This is a genomic window from Candidatus Nanopelagicales bacterium (genome assembly GCA_030700225.1).
Classification (GTDB): domain Bacteria; phylum Actinomycetota; class Actinomycetes; order S36-B12.
In genome coordinates, this window is record JAUYJT010000043.1 from 21,698 (window position 1) to 35,366 (window position 13,669).

The following is a 13,669-nucleotide window of genomic DNA, read 5'->3' on the forward strand; positions in this document are numbered from 1 at the left end:
CGGTGCGGCGGCCTAGTGTGTCGCTGCTCACGCTCGGATGCGCTCGCAATGACGCGGATTCGGAGGAGCTCGCGGCCCGCTTGGTTTCGGACGGGTGGAACGTGACTAGCACGGCTGACGCTGACGCACCTGGCGCGGACGTGATCGTAGTGAACACTTGCGGCTTCATTGCGGCGGCTAAGGCGGAATCGATACAGATGCTGGTGGAAGCCGCCGAGTCAGGTGTGCCCGTAGTGGCGGTCGGCTGCCTGGCCGAGCGCTACGGGCGGGACCTCGCAGCTGAGCTGCCCGAAGCGGCAGCCGTCGTGGGATTCGACGAAAGCGCGGACCTGGGTGACACATTGCGCCGAGTCATGGCTGGAGAGCGCATCCCAGCGCATGAGCCGCGGGACCGTCGGCTCCTGAGCCCGGCACCTCCAGTGCTGCGAGGCGGCTGGTCTGGGGGGCCGCGCAAGCGTCTAGAGGGCGGCCCGGTAGCGCCGCTGAGGATCTCCTCCGGCTGCGACCGTAGGTGTACCTTCTGCGCCATCCCCCCGATCCGGGGCGCTTTCGTCTCACGGCACGTTGATGAGGTGCTAGCCGAAGCCACGTGGTTGTCGGCGAACGGCGTTCGCGAACTGGTGCTGGTCGGCGAGAACTGCACTTCGTATGGGAAGGATATGGGCGACTCGCGCCAGCTGGACAAGCTCCTGGGCAGCCTGGCAGCGGTGCCAGGGATCGATCGCGTCCGGCTGACCTACTTGCAGCCAGCGGAACTGCACCCGTCCTTGATCGACGCGGTCGTCGGCACAGATGGTGTCGCGAACTACTTCGATCTGTCGTTCCAGCACGCCAGCGCCGATGTACTGCGCCGAATGCGCCGCTTCGGCGATGGGCAGACCTTCCTGGACCTGATTGCCCGGATCCGATCCGCGGCGCCGGAGTCCGGGATCCGCTCAAACGTGATAGTCGGGTTCCCTGGAGAAACAGAGCAGGATGTGCGGAGCCTTGTCGAGTTTCTGGGTTCAGCGGATCTCGACGCGGTCGGAGTCTTCGAGTACTCAGACGAGGAGGACACGCAGGCAGCCAGCATGCCGAACAAGCTCGATGGCGATGAGATCGCTGCTCGCGCGGCCGAAGTCCGGTCGATAGTCGAGTTGACCAGCGATGCTCGCGCCTCCGACAGGATCGGCACGCGTGTGGCGGTTCTCGTCGAACTGGTCGAGGGCCGTGATTCCATCGGACGCGCGGAACATCAGGGAGTCGACGATGGAAACGCCTCGGTTGGCCGGGAGTACCCGGCCGGGTCGATAGTGCAAGCAACCGTCACTGGATCTGACGGCGTTGATCTGCTTTGCGGACCTGTGAGTGGAGACAAGCAGTGACCAGCCCGGAGCCACGCCCCCCAACCGTCAATCTGCCCAACGCGCTCACGACGCTCAGACTGTTTCTTGTCCCAGTGTTCTTGTGGCTGCTCCTTGCCAACAACGGCAGCGAGGCGGGGTACAGGATCGCGGCCGCCGCACTGTTCCTTTTCGCGTCGGTGACGGATTTCGTGGACGGAGCGCTCGCACGCCGCAAGGGTTTGGTGACGACGTTTGGGAAGATCGCGGACCCCATCGCGGACAAGGCCCTGACGGGGGCTGCGCTGATCGGGTTGTCGTTGCTCGGAGAGCTGCCTTGGTGGATCTCGATCGTGATCTTGGTGCGTGAAGTGGGCGTGACGCTTCTGCGGTTCCTAGTCCTGAGTGACGCGGTGATTCCCGCGAGCCGAGGCGGCAAGGCTAAGACCGTGTCGCAGATGGCCGCGATTCTGCTGTACTTGCTGCCTCTGAGCGGCTGGCTGCTAACTGTTCGGGACGTGGTCATGGGCGTGGCGGTCTTCCTCACGGTCGCGACAGGCTTGGATTACGGCGCGAGGGCCATCGCCGTGCGGCGACACGCTGAACTGCGCCGGGAGGCGTTTGGAGATCAAGGGTGAGCGCCGAAGAGCATTGTGCGGCAAGCGACGTCATCGAATTGCTGCGTTCCCGGGAGTGGTCGGTCGCGACTGCGGAGTCGCTTACCGGTGGGCTGGTTTGCGCCGCCCTGACAGCTGTAGCGGGGGCATCGGACTGCGTCAACGGCGGGGTCGTCGCCTACTGCCCCTCGGCGAAGTCCGACTTGCTAGGTGTTTCCCGGCGCGTGCTCGAAGCGCGGGGTCCGGTGGACCCTGCTGTCGCGGTGCAAATGGCCAGAGGGGCCGCGCGCGTCCTTCACGCGGACCTGGCTATCTCAACCACGGGAGTCGCTGGGCCTGATCCTCATGGCGGAGCCGGGCCGGGCACTGTTTACGTGGGCTGGTGGACCGCCCAAGCTTCGGGCGCGAAGAGGTGGGATCTGAAGGGCGACCGCGCGGCGATCCAGAAGCAGACCGTCGACCTTGCCCTTGACGTGATGTGCGACTTGGCTGGGGGTTCCGCGTCTAGTCGGTCGAAGCGGACTTGAACCGGCGCAGTCGCAGGCTGTTGGTCACCACGAAGATCGAGCTGAACGCCATCGCCGCGCCCGCGATGACAGGGTTGAGCAGTCCGAGCGCCGCCAGGGGCAGGGCGGAGACGTTGTAGGCGAATGCCCAGAAAAGGTTGCCCTTGATGGTGCGCAGAGTCGCCCGGGAGAGTCTGATCGCGTCAGGGGCAGCCCTCAGATCTCCTCGGACCAACGTCAGGTCAGAGGCTTCGATCGCGACGTCGGTTCCCGTTCCCATCGCTAGCCCGAGGTCCGCCTGGGCCAGCGCAGGGGCGTCGTTGACGCCGTCACCGACCATCGCGACGACGCGGCCCTCGTTCTGCAGCCGCACAACTACATCGACTTTGTCCGTGGGCAGGACTTCGGAGACAACTTCCTTGATGCCGACCTGGGCTGCCACGGCCTGTGCGGCGCGGCTATTGTCACCGGTCAGCAGTACCGGCCGCAGGCCGAGTTCCACGAGCTGGCTGATGGCCTGCGGCGACGTCGGCTTGATCGTGTCCGAGACCACCATGGCTCCTCGAACTTTCGCGTCCCAGCCGACGAAGATCACTGTGTTGCCACGGCCCTCAGCCGTATCCGCCGCAGTATCGAGCTCTTCAGGCACGTGCATTCCCCATTCACCTGTGAGCCACGAGCGCCGCCCCGCTGCCACCTGACGTCCATCGACGAGCCCGGTGACACCCATCCCTTGAGTGCTGAGGAACGACTCGACTGCGGGGAGTTGCTGGCCCAGGTCCTCGCGGGCCCCGGCGGCGATGGCTGCCGCTATCGGATGCTCGGAGGCATGCTCCAGCGCCCCGGCCAGCGTCAGCAGCTTGTCGCGGTCCTGGCCCGGTACAGGCAGGACATCGACAAGACTCATCTTCCCCTTTGTCACTGTGCCCGTCTTGTCCAGCACGATGGTGTCGACCTGGCGCGTGGACTCCAGGATCTGCGGTCCCTTGATCAGGATCCCGAGCTGCGCGCCGCGACCCGTCCCGACGAGCAGGGCAGTCGGAGTGGCCAATCCCAGAGCGCAGGGGCAGGCGATGATCAGCACAGCTACGGCGGCAGTGAAAGCTGACTGGACGGGGTGACCGGTGAGTATCCAGACTGCGAGTGTGCCCAAGGAGATGACGATCACGATCGGCACGAAGACCGCGGAAACCCGATCCGCGAGTCGCTGGACGGGAGCCTTGCCACTTTGCGCGTTCTCCACGAGCTTCGCCATCTGTGCCAGCTGGGTATCCGCGCCGATGCGCGCGGCCTTGACCACCAATCGGCCCGCGACGTTGACGGTCGCGCCGACGACGGGATCCCCAGGGCCGACGTCAACCGGAACAGGCTCGCCGGTCAGCATGGACGCGTCGATCGCCGAAGTTCCCTCCACGACGACGGCGTCGGTCGCGATCTTCTCACCAGGCCGGATCACGAAGAGATCGCCGACCTTGAGTTGATCTATCGGGATTCTCTCCTCGACGCCGCCATCTCGAAGTACCGCTACGTCCTTGGCGCCCATCGACAGCAGGGCGCGCAGGGCCGCCCCGGACTCCCTCTTGGCGCGTGCTTCGAAGTAGCGGCCCGCCAGGATGAACGTCGTCACGGCGGCTGCGACTTCGAGGTAGATGTCGTTCATTCCGGACTCGCCGGACGCGAACAGTGAGAACCCCATCCGCATGTCACTGTGACCAGCGTTGCCGAAGAACAGAGCCCACAGTGACCACAGATAGGCGGCGCTCACGCCGATCGAGATCAACGTGTCCATAGTGGCGGCGCCGTGCCGAGCATTGGCCCACGCGGCCTTGTGGAACGGCAACGCGCCCCACACCACGACCGGCGATGCCAGCGTCAACGACAACCATTGCCAGTTGTCGAACTGCAGAGCCGGGATCATCGCCATCAACAGGACCGGAATAGTCAGAACCAGGCAGATCAGCAGCCTCTGCTTGTAGGCGGCCGCCTCGTCTCCTCCAGCATGATGCGGCTGCGCGTCGTCCGCAGGCTCGTCAGGTGTTGGCAGCGCGGCGGTATAGCCGGTGGCTTCCACCGTTGCCACGAGATCCTGCGCCGTGACCGTTTCGGGGAAGCTGACCGATGCCTTCTCGGTGGCGAAGTTGACAGTCGCCACTACGCCGTCCATGCGGTTCAGCTTCTTCTCGATCCGGGCAGCGCACGACGCACATGTCATCCCGCTGATCGCGAGGTCTATCTGGCTCATCTGGTGATCGCTAGTCCTGTGCTACGAGTTCGTACCCGGCTTCTGCGATCGCGGCCCGGACAGCTTCGGTTTCCAGCGGCACTGCGCTGGTGACGTTCACCGAGGACACGGCGCCGGAGTTGAGGTCAACGATGACGTCAGTCACTCCACCGAGCTCCTTGAGTTCGTCAGTTACTGCGCCGACGCAGTGCCCGCAGGTCATCCCGGCCACCGAGTAGGTAGTTGTGTCAGCCATTTCAGTTCTTCCTTACTTGTTGGTTATCCGACCTAGCTCTTGACTAGGCGGGCTATCGCTTCCGAAGCCTCTGAGATCTTCGCCTGGGCATCGGTTCCTCCGGAGGAGATCGCATTGGCGACGCAATGAGCGAGGTGCTCATCGAGCAGCCCGAGCGCGAACGAGTCCAGCGCGCGGCTGGCGGCGGAAACCTGCGTGAGCACGTCAATGCAGTAGGTGTCGGATTCCACCATCCTTTGCAGGCCACGAATCTGGCCCTCGATTCGCCGGAGCCGCTTCATGTGCGCCTCCTTGCTGCCGTGGTAGCCCGGCTCAGGCTGGTTCATTCGCGCCTCCTGCTCTCCACCTTCGAGTCAAGTAACCCTATACCCCCCAGGGGTATTCCGATGCTACCCACCCCTCCCCCCTGCTGAAACGCCCGCTAACTGTAGACGCGACCGTTGTAACGGGCGCATCTGTACCCCAACAGGTGCGTTTGTCGGGAGCGGCCGTTCCGAGCGCGGGCAGCGCGTGGGTCGCCTTGCGCGAAGATGCACACGCGATCTTCACCGAACGTAAATGTTCGGGATCAGCCTGCCAGGGGACGATAAGGCTATGTCTGCTTGGGCCGTCACAGTGGTGGGCAGCGCCGCCTGTCACTACTGCGAAGACGCGGAGACGGTGCTGGCCGACCTGGCAGCACGAGTTCCGATCGAGATGACGCAAGTCGATGCCGGATCCGTTGAGGGCAGGTCCCTATTGGCCGAGCATGGCGCGGGGATGCTGCCTTTGGTGCTTCTGGACGGCGGATTCTTCAGCTCAGGACGCATACCGCGAGGGAAACTGCGTGACCTCGCCGAACGCGCTGGTGACGGGAGTACCAAGAAGTGACAGCTGGAGACCTGCTCACGTCCGGTTCGATCGTGGCCGCCTTCTTCGCCGGAGGGGTGGCGTTGTTCGCGCCCTGCTGCATCGTGTTCCTCATGCCGTCGTTCCTGGCAGGCGCGGCGAAGAATCGCCGGTGGCGGCTGCTGCCGCTGACTTTTGTGTTCGCTGCGGGCCTGGCTCTGGTTCTCGTGCCCATCACAGTGGGTGTCAGCTTGGTCGCGGCAACGGTCGCGAAGTACCACACGCTGCTGTACTTCCTGGGCGGCGTGCTGATGCTCGCCCTGGCAGGACTAGCGCTGTCGGGCCGGATGTGGAGCATGCCGAGCTTCTTGCACACTCCGGACACGCGTCGTGGAGACACAGCGAGCATGTTCGCCCTCGGTGTGTTCTCGGGAATCGCGTCATCTTGCTGCGCTCCCGTGCTGGCGGGTGTGATGACGCTTTCGGCGCTCTCGGGCACCGTGGTAGGCGGGATAACGCTGGGACTGGCGTACGTGTTTGGCATGGTCTTCCCCATGTTCGTGATGGCCCTGCTATGGGATCGCTTCCGGTTGGGGGAACGGCGGTTCGCTCAGGCCCGGCCGGTCACACTTCGTCTGGGCTCGCACAGACTGAAGACCAACACTGTCAACATCGCAGTCGCGATCGTCTTCGCTGTGATCGGCGTGCTAGTGCTCGCTCTAGCCAGATCCAGCCAGATGACCAGTGGTCCCGGGTTCCAGCAGGCGATCGGGGAGTGGCTGGGATCTGCGTTCTCGAGTTTGCAGGGAATGCTGGCCCCCGTGCCGGAGGCGCTCCTGGGATTGGGACTGCTCGCACTGGTTTCTGTGTTCATTGTGGCCGCGCTCCGCGACAGAAAAGGGTCGCCCTCGCCGTCAAGCGAACCTGTCGGGTGCTCGGAGTGCGCGGAGACACCACAGACGGGACTGGAACACGATGACCAGTCGGCGCCAGGCCCCAACGAGCACGACACGCCGACGTTAGATCGATAGGAGAGCGCAGAACATGTCCTCGCCAAGCCGTGCCGAGATCCGTCGCCGAGCGCGGGAGATCTCCGGTGAACCCCGCTCGAAGAAGACCACGATTCTCATAGGCGTGATCGTGATCGCGGCGATCGCCGCAGTCGTCGCCGCGATGATGTTCTCGGCAGCGCCGGAGCAGAGCACGGACACCAAGCCCGCCCCGCCGTTCTCGCTGACCGACACCGCTGGCAAGACGGTGAGCCTGTCTGAGTTCGCTGGCAAGCCGGTGCTCCTCTACTTTAACGAAGGTGTCGGATGCGATACCTGCTTCTATCAGCAGGTGGAGATCGAGAAGCACAGCGACGAGCTGAAGAACCTAGGCATCGTGGAGTTCCCCGTAGTCATGAATCCGGCTGAGCAAGTCGCAACAGAACTGGAACGTTTCAAGATCAAGACTCCGTACTTGATCGACTCGGAAGGAACTGTGTCCAAGGCCTACGGCGTGCTGGGCAAGGGCATGCACGAAGGGCTGCCGGGACACGGATTCGTGCTGATCGACGCCGATGGCCAGATTGTTTGGCAGATGGAAGACCCTTCGATGTCCACCCCTTGGAAGACGCTGGACGCCGGAATCAAGGAGAACTTGGCCAAGCAGCCAGTTGGCGGCTAGCGCTCCCGGGAATGCTGCGGACGCCGCCGTGGGTTCACTTGTCGCAGGTGGCAGCTAGGCTTTCGCGGTGTTTGGGGGTTCCCTGCCCCGTCGAGCGGGGGGGGATCCGCAACTCGGGGGGTCTTGGGGTCCCCTGGAAAGCCGGTGGATGGCACCCATCGTGGAGTGCCGTTCTGCGTTCAGTGTGGCGTGCATGTAGCGTCGGCGTACTGGGAGGAGGTGGCTAGTGTGATTGTTTTGCGAGAGATCATCGGATGCGAGCTGCGGCGTCGCCGACAGGGACAGGGGCGGACCCTGCGCGATGTGTCAGGGTCGGCTCAGGTGTCATTGGGCTACCTGTCGGAGGTCGAGCGAGGCCAGAAGGAGGCCTCCTCCGAGCTCCTGCGGGCGATTTGCGGAGCGCTGTCGACTCCAATCTCGGACGTTTTGGCTTCTGCCAGCGATGAGGCGGCGAAGCGGGAACTGGAGGCGGCAATCCGCTCCGGACAAGCGACCCGGGCAGCGCACATCTTGGCGGCGTAGATCGTGAGTGGCGCTCCCTTTAGTTTCGTTGACCGCCCAGCCAGGCGGAAGGGGCGGCGCGTTCTGGTGCACAGCTTCTCCGGATTCATGGACGCTGGGTCAGCGGCGAAGATCGCGGTAGATCACTTGGCGAAGTCCTGCGAGACACGGTTGATAGGCGAGTTCGATTCCGACGCCATCATCGACTACCGGGCTCGCCGCCCGCGAATGACATTCGAGGTCAATAAGTTCACCGGCGTTGAGTGGCCGACGATACGCCTGCATGAAGTCAGCGACGACCGGGGGGCTCGCTTCCTGCTGCTGAGTGGGCCAGAGCCGGACTACCGCTGGCAAGCTTTCACCGACACCGTGCTCGAACTAGTGGAAGAGTTGAACGTCGACCTGACTGTGGGGCTGATCGGCATTCCGTGGCCCGCGCCGCACACGCGACCCGTCGGGGTCTCCGTCCACGCGACCGACCCTGATCTCATCCGCGGGCACCCTTCCCCGCTCGGCTCGCTGGAGATCCCCGGCCATGTTGCCGGCCTGCTGGAGCTCCGCCTTGGCGAAGCTGGCTGCGATGCGATGGGTTTGGCGGTCCAAGTGCCGCACTACCTGGTGCAGTTTGACTACCCGAGGGCCGCGATCGCGTTGCTGCGGGGGCTAGCTGGAGCCGCCGGGTTATCGCTTTCGACCGACGGGCTGGAAGAGGCTGCGAGTACCGCCGAACAGGAGATCGAGCGGCAGACGCAGGGTTCGGAGGAGTTCGCCCCGCTGCTGAGCACCTTGGAATCCCAGTACGACGCGGCGACAAAGGGGGAGGTTACGGCCGCTGGGGAGATCGCCGGTGTCCCCTTATTGGACGCCGAACAGATCGGCGCGCAAGTCGAACGGTTCCTCGCGGAGATGGACAGCCATCGGCCCGATAGCGGGCCCTCAGCCTGAACGCTGCTGCTTGGGCTTCAGGCTCGGATGCGCAGGCCGGACGGAGTGTCGTGGGCGCCACAGTGCAGAAGCGCGCGGCCAGAGGTTGTCGTTAGTGGGTCGCGGCCGTTGATTCGCCGAATTGGCGGGGGAGGCTCACGGTCCCATGTTGGCCTGCTGTGCACGGTTGCGCATGCGCGGGTGTAACCATTGGGCATGCGGCTGACGGACTTCTGGCAAAGGATGGACACGGTCTTCGGTGAGTCGTACACGCGGTCCTGGGCCGCGGACTTCCGGCTGGCGGAACTGGGCGGCCTATCCGTGCAGGAAGCGCTGGCTCAGGGGGAGTCGGCTCAGGACGTCTGGCGAGCGGTCTGTTGCCATGCCGAGGTGGAGAAGTCGTTGAGGTAAGGGGAGACACGCGCACCGAATATGCTTGTTCGAACAGATGTTCGCATCTAGGCTCATCCACAGGCGGTCATCCACAGCGCTGAATCTGTCGAGCACTGCACAGCTTGGCAGGATCAGTTGGAGTTGTCGGACCCTGGCCGTACGTTGACAGACGTTCCACCGAGACGTTGGGAGTAGAAATGGCCAATCCAGAACAGGTTAAGGGCGCGTCTGATCGTGAGAAGGCGCTAGACGCGGCACTGGTTCAGATCGAGCGCCAGTTCGGCAGTGGCTCAATCATGAGATTGGGCGAGGAGGGCCGTGCGCCTGTCGAAGTGATACCGACTGGGTCGATCGCACTCGATGTCGCCCTTGGGATCGGGGGATTCCCTAGGGGCCGGATCGTAGAGGTGTACGGGCCGGAGGCTAGCGGCAAGACTAGCGTCGCGCTGCACGCGATAGCGAGCGTGCAGAAGGCCGGCGGGATTGCCGCGTTCATCGACGCGGAGCATGCGTTGGATCCGACTTATGCCTCGCGGTTGGGCGTTGACCTCGACAGTTTGTACGTGTCGCAACCTGACACAGGTGAGCAGGCGTTGGAGATCGCCGACACCTTGGTGCGTTCAGGAGCGATCGACCTGCTCGTGATCGATTCAGTGGCGGCGCTTGTCCCGAGAGCCGAGATCGAGGGCGACATGGGTGACCGTCATGTGGGTCTCCAGGCTCGCCTGATGAGTCAGGCGTTGCGCAAGATGGCGGGCGCACTCAGCACGTCCAATACGACTGCGATATTCATCAACCAGCTGCGCGAGAAGATCGGTGTGATGTTCGGCTCGCCGGAGACAACGACCGGTGGCAATGCTCTGAAGTTCTATGCGTCCATCCGGCTGGACGTGCGCCGGATCGAGACCCTCAAGACCGGTACGGAAGCTATCGGTAACCGTGTCCGGGCCAAGGTCGCGAAGAACAAGGTGGCGCCGCCGTTCAAGATGGCTGAGTTCGACATCCTGTACGGCGAGGGGATATCGCGCGAGGGAAGCCTGATCGACATGGGGGTCGACCACGGGATCGTTCGCAAGTCCGGGTCCTGGTACACCTACGAGGGCGATCAGCTCGGGCAGGGCAAGGAGAACGCCCGTACGTTCCTGCGCGATAACCCCGACCTGGCCGATGAGATCGAGAAGAAAATCAGGGAAGAGGTGGGGATCATTCCGCGGGTGGACGCACCTGCCGACGGCGCTGCCGCCGCCGAGGTCGCTGACACGCCGACTCCGATCGATGTGTGAGACATGGGCCGGGACGAGGACGAGGAATCGCGGGCCAAGGAGATCGTGCTTAGGCGCTTGGCGATCACCGCGCGGAGCCGTGCGGAACTCGCGTCGGATCTCGTGCGGCGGGGATTCCCGTCGGACCTGATCGAGCGCATCCTCGACCGTTTCACCGAGGTCGGCTTGGTGGATGATGCGGCGCTGGCGGTCTCGTTGGTGTCCAGCAAGGCAAGGAACTCTGGATGGAGCAGGAGGGCGGCCGCCTATCGGCTCCGTGAGCGTGGGGTTCCTGAGGATGCGATCGAGATGGCGATTGAGTCAGTCAGTGATGAAGAGGAGAAGGAGCGCGCGCTGAACCTGGTTAGGCGCGCTTGGAAGCAGTTGGCCGGGGTTGACGAGCAGGTCCGCCGCCGGCGGATCACTGGAATGCTCGCCCGACGGGGGTACTCACAGGGCATGGCTACGTCAGTGATTCTCTCAGTCGGTGAGGAGCGGGGGAAGACATGAGTTGGCGCTGGACCACGTCGTCCAGGATGTCAGGACGGTCGTTCTCCACGGACCAGATGGCGCCCTGGGCAGCCCATGTCGCGCGATACGCGCCGAAGCGATCCAGTTCGGCGCGGGCGTCGGGGGAGTCGGCCAGCATTCGCTGACGGCACGCGTCTGGGATTCCGAACAGGAGAGCTGCCGTGTCCACGGCGGTGTCGCCGGGCACGGAGCCGTCCCAGTCGAGGACCGACGTTAGCTGGGCTTGATCGCCGATGCGCACGTTGACCCCGCCAAGGTCGCCGTGGATCAGCCCGAGCGGCGCTTCGAGGGAGACCTGTGTCGCGCGTTCAGCGGCCTCCATCATCAGTGAGAACGCAAGTTGAGGTATCCGTTCCACGACTACAGCGAGCCGCGCGGGCAGTGCTCCCCAAAGATCAGCCCATGCGGTGAAAGGCAGAGGCCACCCGGCGGCGTCGACGTTGCGCAGGCGATCGAGCAGACCGTTGAGGTGCACTGCGACCTCGGCGGTGTTATCGGACACGAGTCGGCGGGCTGCGGGGGTGTCCAAGGCCAAGCCGGGGCGGTAGTCGAGCACTAGAAACGCCGATCCCGCGCCTCCTGTGACGACGTCTATCACCCGCGGAGCGGGCAGTCCCAGTGACGCCGCTGCGCGATGCCGGATGGCCACGTCGCCGATCGCGGCCGCGTCCGGTTCGCTGTATGGGAAGCGATACACCAAGCCGTTGGGTGGGTCTAGCAGTACCAGATGCCTGCTGCCGCGAGTGTCGCAGCGCAGACCCGAAGCGGCGATACCTCGCGAGAGTAGCGTGCGGCGGCAGACTCGGGCGAAGTCATCGGGCCGTGGCTCCATTCATAGACCCTAATCCGGTTGCCAGATAATCAGGTGTTTACTGCGGTCCTGGGCGAGCGTCGGGGTGCCGGTGAGCGGTTACTGTGTAGCGGTGCATCTGTACCTGATGCGGCACGGCCAGAGTCACGTGAACTTGACGGATCTGACGGCTGCCCATCGCGACGACCCGTTGACCGACATAGGTCGGGAGCAGGCGGAAGCCGCCGGACGGTACGTGGCATCCGATGTGCGTCCGACGCGGATCTACTGCAGCACGGTCGCCAGGGCAGCCGAGACGGCAGACTTCGTCACCAGAGCGACCGGGCTTGCCGCGACGCCAGACGACCGCTTGCGCGAGATTGGCACGGCGTCGGCCGACGCGTCGCCAATCCCAGAGGCTGAACTCGTTCCCTACGTCCCCGACATGTGGGGCACCTTGCGTCCCTACGAGCCGGTCACTCCAGGGGGCGAGTCTTGGATGCAATTCCGGGCCAGGGTGGGGTCTTTCATCGAGTTCCTCCTTCCAGCCCAGGACCGCCGCGGTGACTACGAGGTTGCCGCACGGACAGCGGGGGAGTCAGTCCTGATCGTTTGCCACGCCGGCGTGATTGAGGCCGTGTTCGAGTACGTGTTCGAGAAGGGGCCTTGGTCGGTTGTCGCTGTCATGACGAACCACACTGGGCTGTGTCATTTGGAGTATCACCCGATGCCATTCCGGCCTGACTGGCGCCTTCACGGTCACAACCATCTGGCGCACCTTGATCCCGAGCTGATCACCTAGTCATGAGCGGATCCGGGACAACAGCTGCCGAGCCGACGTGGGGCATGGCGAATCTGTCGAAGTTCGCTCTCATGTCGCTGCTCGTCGGCTTCGCTGTGCTGCTTCTGAAGCTGGGCGCCTGGTGGGTGACCGATTCAGTGGGCCTGCTGTCCGACGCCTTGGAATCCACTGTGAATATCGCCGCTGCCGCGGTTGCTCTCGTGGCGCTGAGGACCGCGAGCCGTCCGCCCGATGCTCACCATCAGTTCGGGCACGGCAAGGCGGAGTATCTCTCGGCGCTGACCGAGGGCGTGGTGATCGCGGTCGCTGCCACCACGATCGTGATCTCGGGCATCTACCGGCTGGCTAACCCCCAGGACGTGCGGGAAATCGGCATAGGTCTGCTGATCGCTGTGTTGGCATCGGTTCTCAATGCCGCAACGGCGTTTGTGCTTCTGAGGGCCGGAAAGTCCCACGGGTCTCTGGCGCTTGTCGCGGACGCCAGGCACCTCATGACCGATGTGCTCACTACGGCCGGTGTCCTGATCGCTGTCCTGCTCGTTGGACTCACGGGCTGGCAGATCCTTGACCCTTTGGTCGCGCTCGCAGTCGCGGTCAACATCCTCTTCGTCGGATTCCGCCTAGTGAAACGCAGCACGTCAGGGTTGATGGACTCAGCACTGCCCGAGGACGACCTCGACGTGATACGCGGGATTGTGAATGGATTCCGGGGGCCCGACGTTGTGATCCATGGGCTTCAGACGCGCCAGTCAGGGCGGCAGCGCTTCATTTCTATGCACGTGCTGGTTCCTGGAGCGCATACCGTATCCGCTGGACACGACATCTGCGAGAACCTCGAGGACATGCTGCGGAACGCGCTGCCCTCAACTACCGTCCAGACTCATCTGGAGCCAATTGAGGATCCGCGCGCATGGCGTGACGTGCATTCTGGGCAACATCCGTTGGACTAAGGCCTGGCGCTGCTGTGAGCTGCCTAGCGATGAGTACGGTTGCCATGTGGAAGATTCGCGACCCGAGGTGCTCGCTTCTTGTCTTCCCAAGAGAG

At 64.1% G+C, this 13,669-nt stretch carries 17 protein-coding genes; 13 read left to right on the top strand and 4 right to left on the bottom strand.

Annotation, left to right across the window (positions count from 1 at the left end; all coding sequences use genetic code 11):
• The first annotated feature begins 2 nt into the window (after nt 1-2).
• Genes Q8P38_05870 through Q8P38_05880 form a run of 3 tightly spaced genes read left to right on the top strand, consistent with a single transcriptional unit; the run spans nt 3 to nt 2,466 of the window.
• Nucleotides 3-1,364: a MiaB/RimO family radical SAM methylthiotransferase gene (locus Q8P38_05870; protein ID MDP4014127.1), complete on the top strand. Its 1,362-nt coding sequence runs from the start codon at nt 3-5 to the stop codon at nt 1,362-1,364.
• Nucleotides 1,361-1,960 carry a CDP-diacylglycerol--glycerol-3-phosphate 3-phosphatidyltransferase gene (pgsA, locus tag Q8P38_05875; protein MDP4014128.1) on the top strand — a complete coding sequence of 200 codons (600 nt, stop codon included), beginning with the start codon at nt 1,361-1,363 and terminating at the stop codon, nt 1,958-1,960. The genes Q8P38_05870 and pgsA overlap by 4 nt, the downstream gene beginning before the upstream one ends.
• Nucleotides 1,957-2,466: a CinA family protein gene (locus tag Q8P38_05880; GenBank protein MDP4014129.1), complete on the top strand. Its 510-nt coding sequence runs from the start codon at nt 1,957-1,959 to the stop codon at nt 2,464-2,466. Before pgsA ends, Q8P38_05880 begins: the two co-directional genes overlap by 4 nt.
• Here Q8P38_05880 and Q8P38_05885 read toward each other — a convergent pair.
• The 3 genes from Q8P38_05885 to Q8P38_05895 are packed head-to-tail and all read right to left on the bottom strand — an operon-like array spanning nt 2,444 to nt 5,248.
• The gene (locus tag Q8P38_05885) at nt 2,444-4,687 is read right to left on the bottom strand and encodes a heavy metal translocating P-type ATPase (GenBank protein MDP4014130.1); all 2,244 of its coding nucleotides are present in this window, start codon (nt 4,685-4,687) and stop codon (nt 2,444-2,446) included. The genes Q8P38_05880 and Q8P38_05885 overlap by 23 nt on opposite strands.
• A gap of 10 nt (nt 4,688-4,697) precedes the next feature.
• Nucleotides 4,698-4,922 (bottom strand): cation transporter, encoded by a 225-nt coding sequence (locus Q8P38_05890; GenBank protein ID MDP4014131.1) that lies wholly within the window; start codon nt 4,920-4,922, stop codon nt 4,698-4,700.
• A gap of 32 nt (nt 4,923-4,954) precedes the next feature.
• A complete protein-coding gene (locus tag Q8P38_05895) occupies nt 4,955-5,248 on the bottom strand; it encodes a metal-sensitive transcriptional regulator (protein MDP4014132.1) in 294 nt (97 codons plus the stop codon).
• Nucleotides 5,249-5,516: 268 nt separating this feature from the next.
• On the opposite strand from Q8P38_05895, the gene Q8P38_05900 reads away from it, so the two are divergent.
• The 8 genes from Q8P38_05900 (at nt 5,517) to Q8P38_05935 (ending at nt 11,011) form a co-directional block, all read left to right on the top strand.
• The gene (locus tag Q8P38_05900; GenBank protein ID MDP4014133.1) at nt 5,517-5,792 is read left to right on the top strand and encodes a thioredoxin family protein; all 276 of its coding nucleotides are present in this window, start codon (nt 5,517-5,519) and stop codon (nt 5,790-5,792) included.
• Complete coding sequence (locus Q8P38_05905; GenBank protein ID MDP4014134.1) at nt 5,789-6,781, top strand: cytochrome c biogenesis CcdA family protein; 993 nt, start codon at nt 5,789-5,791, stop codon at nt 6,779-6,781. The genes Q8P38_05900 and Q8P38_05905 overlap by 4 nt, the downstream gene beginning before the upstream one ends.
• A gap of 13 nt (nt 6,782-6,794) precedes the next feature.
• Entirely contained in the window at nt 6,795-7,421 is a 627-nt protein-coding gene (locus tag Q8P38_05910) for a peroxiredoxin family protein (protein MDP4014135.1), read from the top strand.
• 228 nt (nt 7,422-7,649) lie between these two features.
• Complete coding sequence (locus tag Q8P38_05915; GenBank protein MDP4014136.1) at nt 7,650-7,943, top strand: helix-turn-helix domain-containing protein; 294 nt, start codon at nt 7,650-7,652, stop codon at nt 7,941-7,943.
• A 3-nt stretch (nt 7,944-7,946) separates the two neighbouring features.
• Nucleotides 7,947-8,867, top strand: coding sequence for a PAC2 family protein (locus Q8P38_05920; GenBank protein ID MDP4014137.1), 921 nt, complete (start codon nt 7,947-7,949; stop codon nt 8,865-8,867).
• A 195-nt stretch (nt 8,868-9,062) separates the two neighbouring features.
• Nucleotides 9,063-9,257 carry a DUF3046 domain-containing protein gene (locus Q8P38_05925; GenBank protein MDP4014138.1) on the top strand — a complete coding sequence of 65 codons (195 nt, stop codon included), beginning with the start codon at nt 9,063-9,065 and terminating at the stop codon, nt 9,255-9,257.
• A gap of 179 nt (nt 9,258-9,436) precedes the next feature.
• Entirely contained in the window at nt 9,437-10,522 is a 1,086-nt protein-coding gene (recA, locus tag Q8P38_05930; protein MDP4014139.1) for a recombinase RecA, read from the top strand.
• Nucleotides 10,523-10,525: 3 nt separating this feature from the next.
• Nucleotides 10,526-11,011 carry a regulatory protein RecX gene (locus tag Q8P38_05935; GenBank protein ID MDP4014140.1) on the top strand — a complete coding sequence of 162 codons (486 nt, stop codon included), beginning with the start codon at nt 10,526-10,528 and terminating at the stop codon, nt 11,009-11,011.
• On the opposite strand, the gene Q8P38_05940 is transcribed toward Q8P38_05935, so the two are convergent.
• On the bottom strand, nt 10,965-11,864 hold the full coding sequence (locus tag Q8P38_05940; GenBank protein MDP4014141.1) for a phosphotransferase: 900 nt from the start codon (nt 11,862-11,864) through the stop codon (nt 10,965-10,967). The two genes, Q8P38_05935 and Q8P38_05940, sit on opposite strands and share 47 nt — an antisense overlap.
• 91 nt (nt 11,865-11,955) lie before the next feature.
• Here Q8P38_05940 and Q8P38_05945 point away from each other — a divergent pair, with 91 nt between their 5' ends.
• Both Q8P38_05945 and Q8P38_05950 read left to right on the top strand, forming a co-directional pair.
• Nucleotides 11,956-12,624 (top strand): histidine phosphatase family protein, encoded by a 669-nt coding sequence (locus tag Q8P38_05945; GenBank protein ID MDP4014142.1) that lies wholly within the window; start codon nt 11,956-11,958, stop codon nt 12,622-12,624.
• A 2-nt stretch (nt 12,625-12,626) separates the two neighbouring features.
• On the top strand, nt 12,627-13,574 hold the full coding sequence (locus Q8P38_05950) for a cation diffusion facilitator family transporter (GenBank protein MDP4014143.1): 948 nt from the start codon (nt 12,627-12,629) through the stop codon (nt 13,572-13,574).
• The last annotated feature ends 95 nt before the right edge of the window (nt 13,575-13,669 follow it).

Excerpts from the sequence above, each read along its gene's own strand:
- Q8P38_05885 (MDP4014130.1), bottom strand. The coding sequence starts at position 4,687 with ATGAGCCAGATAGACCTCGCGATCAGCGGGATGACATGTGCGTCGTGC.
- Q8P38_05890 (MDP4014131.1), bottom strand. The coding sequence starts at position 4,922 with ATGGCTGACACAACTACCTACTCGGTGGCCGGGATGACCTGCGGGCAC.
- Q8P38_05895 (MDP4014132.1), bottom strand. The coding sequence starts at position 5,248 with ATGAACCAGCCTGAGCCGGGCTACCACGGCAGCAAGGAGGCGCACATG.
- Q8P38_05900 (MDP4014133.1), top strand. The coding sequence starts at position 5,517 with ATGTCTGCTTGGGCCGTCACAGTGGTGGGCAGCGCCGCCTGTCACTAC.
- Q8P38_05910 (MDP4014135.1), top strand. The coding sequence starts at position 6,795 with ATGTCCTCGCCAAGCCGTGCCGAGATCCGTCGCCGAGCGCGGGAGATC.
- Q8P38_05925 (MDP4014138.1), top strand. The coding sequence starts at position 9,063 with ATGCGGCTGACGGACTTCTGGCAAAGGATGGACACGGTCTTCGGTGAG.
- recA (MDP4014139.1), top strand. The coding sequence starts at position 9,437 with ATGGCCAATCCAGAACAGGTTAAGGGCGCGTCTGATCGTGAGAAGGCG.
- Q8P38_05935 (MDP4014140.1), top strand. The coding sequence starts at position 10,526 with ATGGGCCGGGACGAGGACGAGGAATCGCGGGCCAAGGAGATCGTGCTT.
- Q8P38_05940 (MDP4014141.1), bottom strand. The coding sequence starts at position 11,864 with ATGGAGCCACGGCCCGATGACTTCGCCCGAGTCTGCCGCCGCACGCTA.
- Q8P38_05950 (MDP4014143.1), top strand. The coding sequence starts at position 12,627 with ATGAGCGGATCCGGGACAACAGCTGCCGAGCCGACGTGGGGCATGGCG.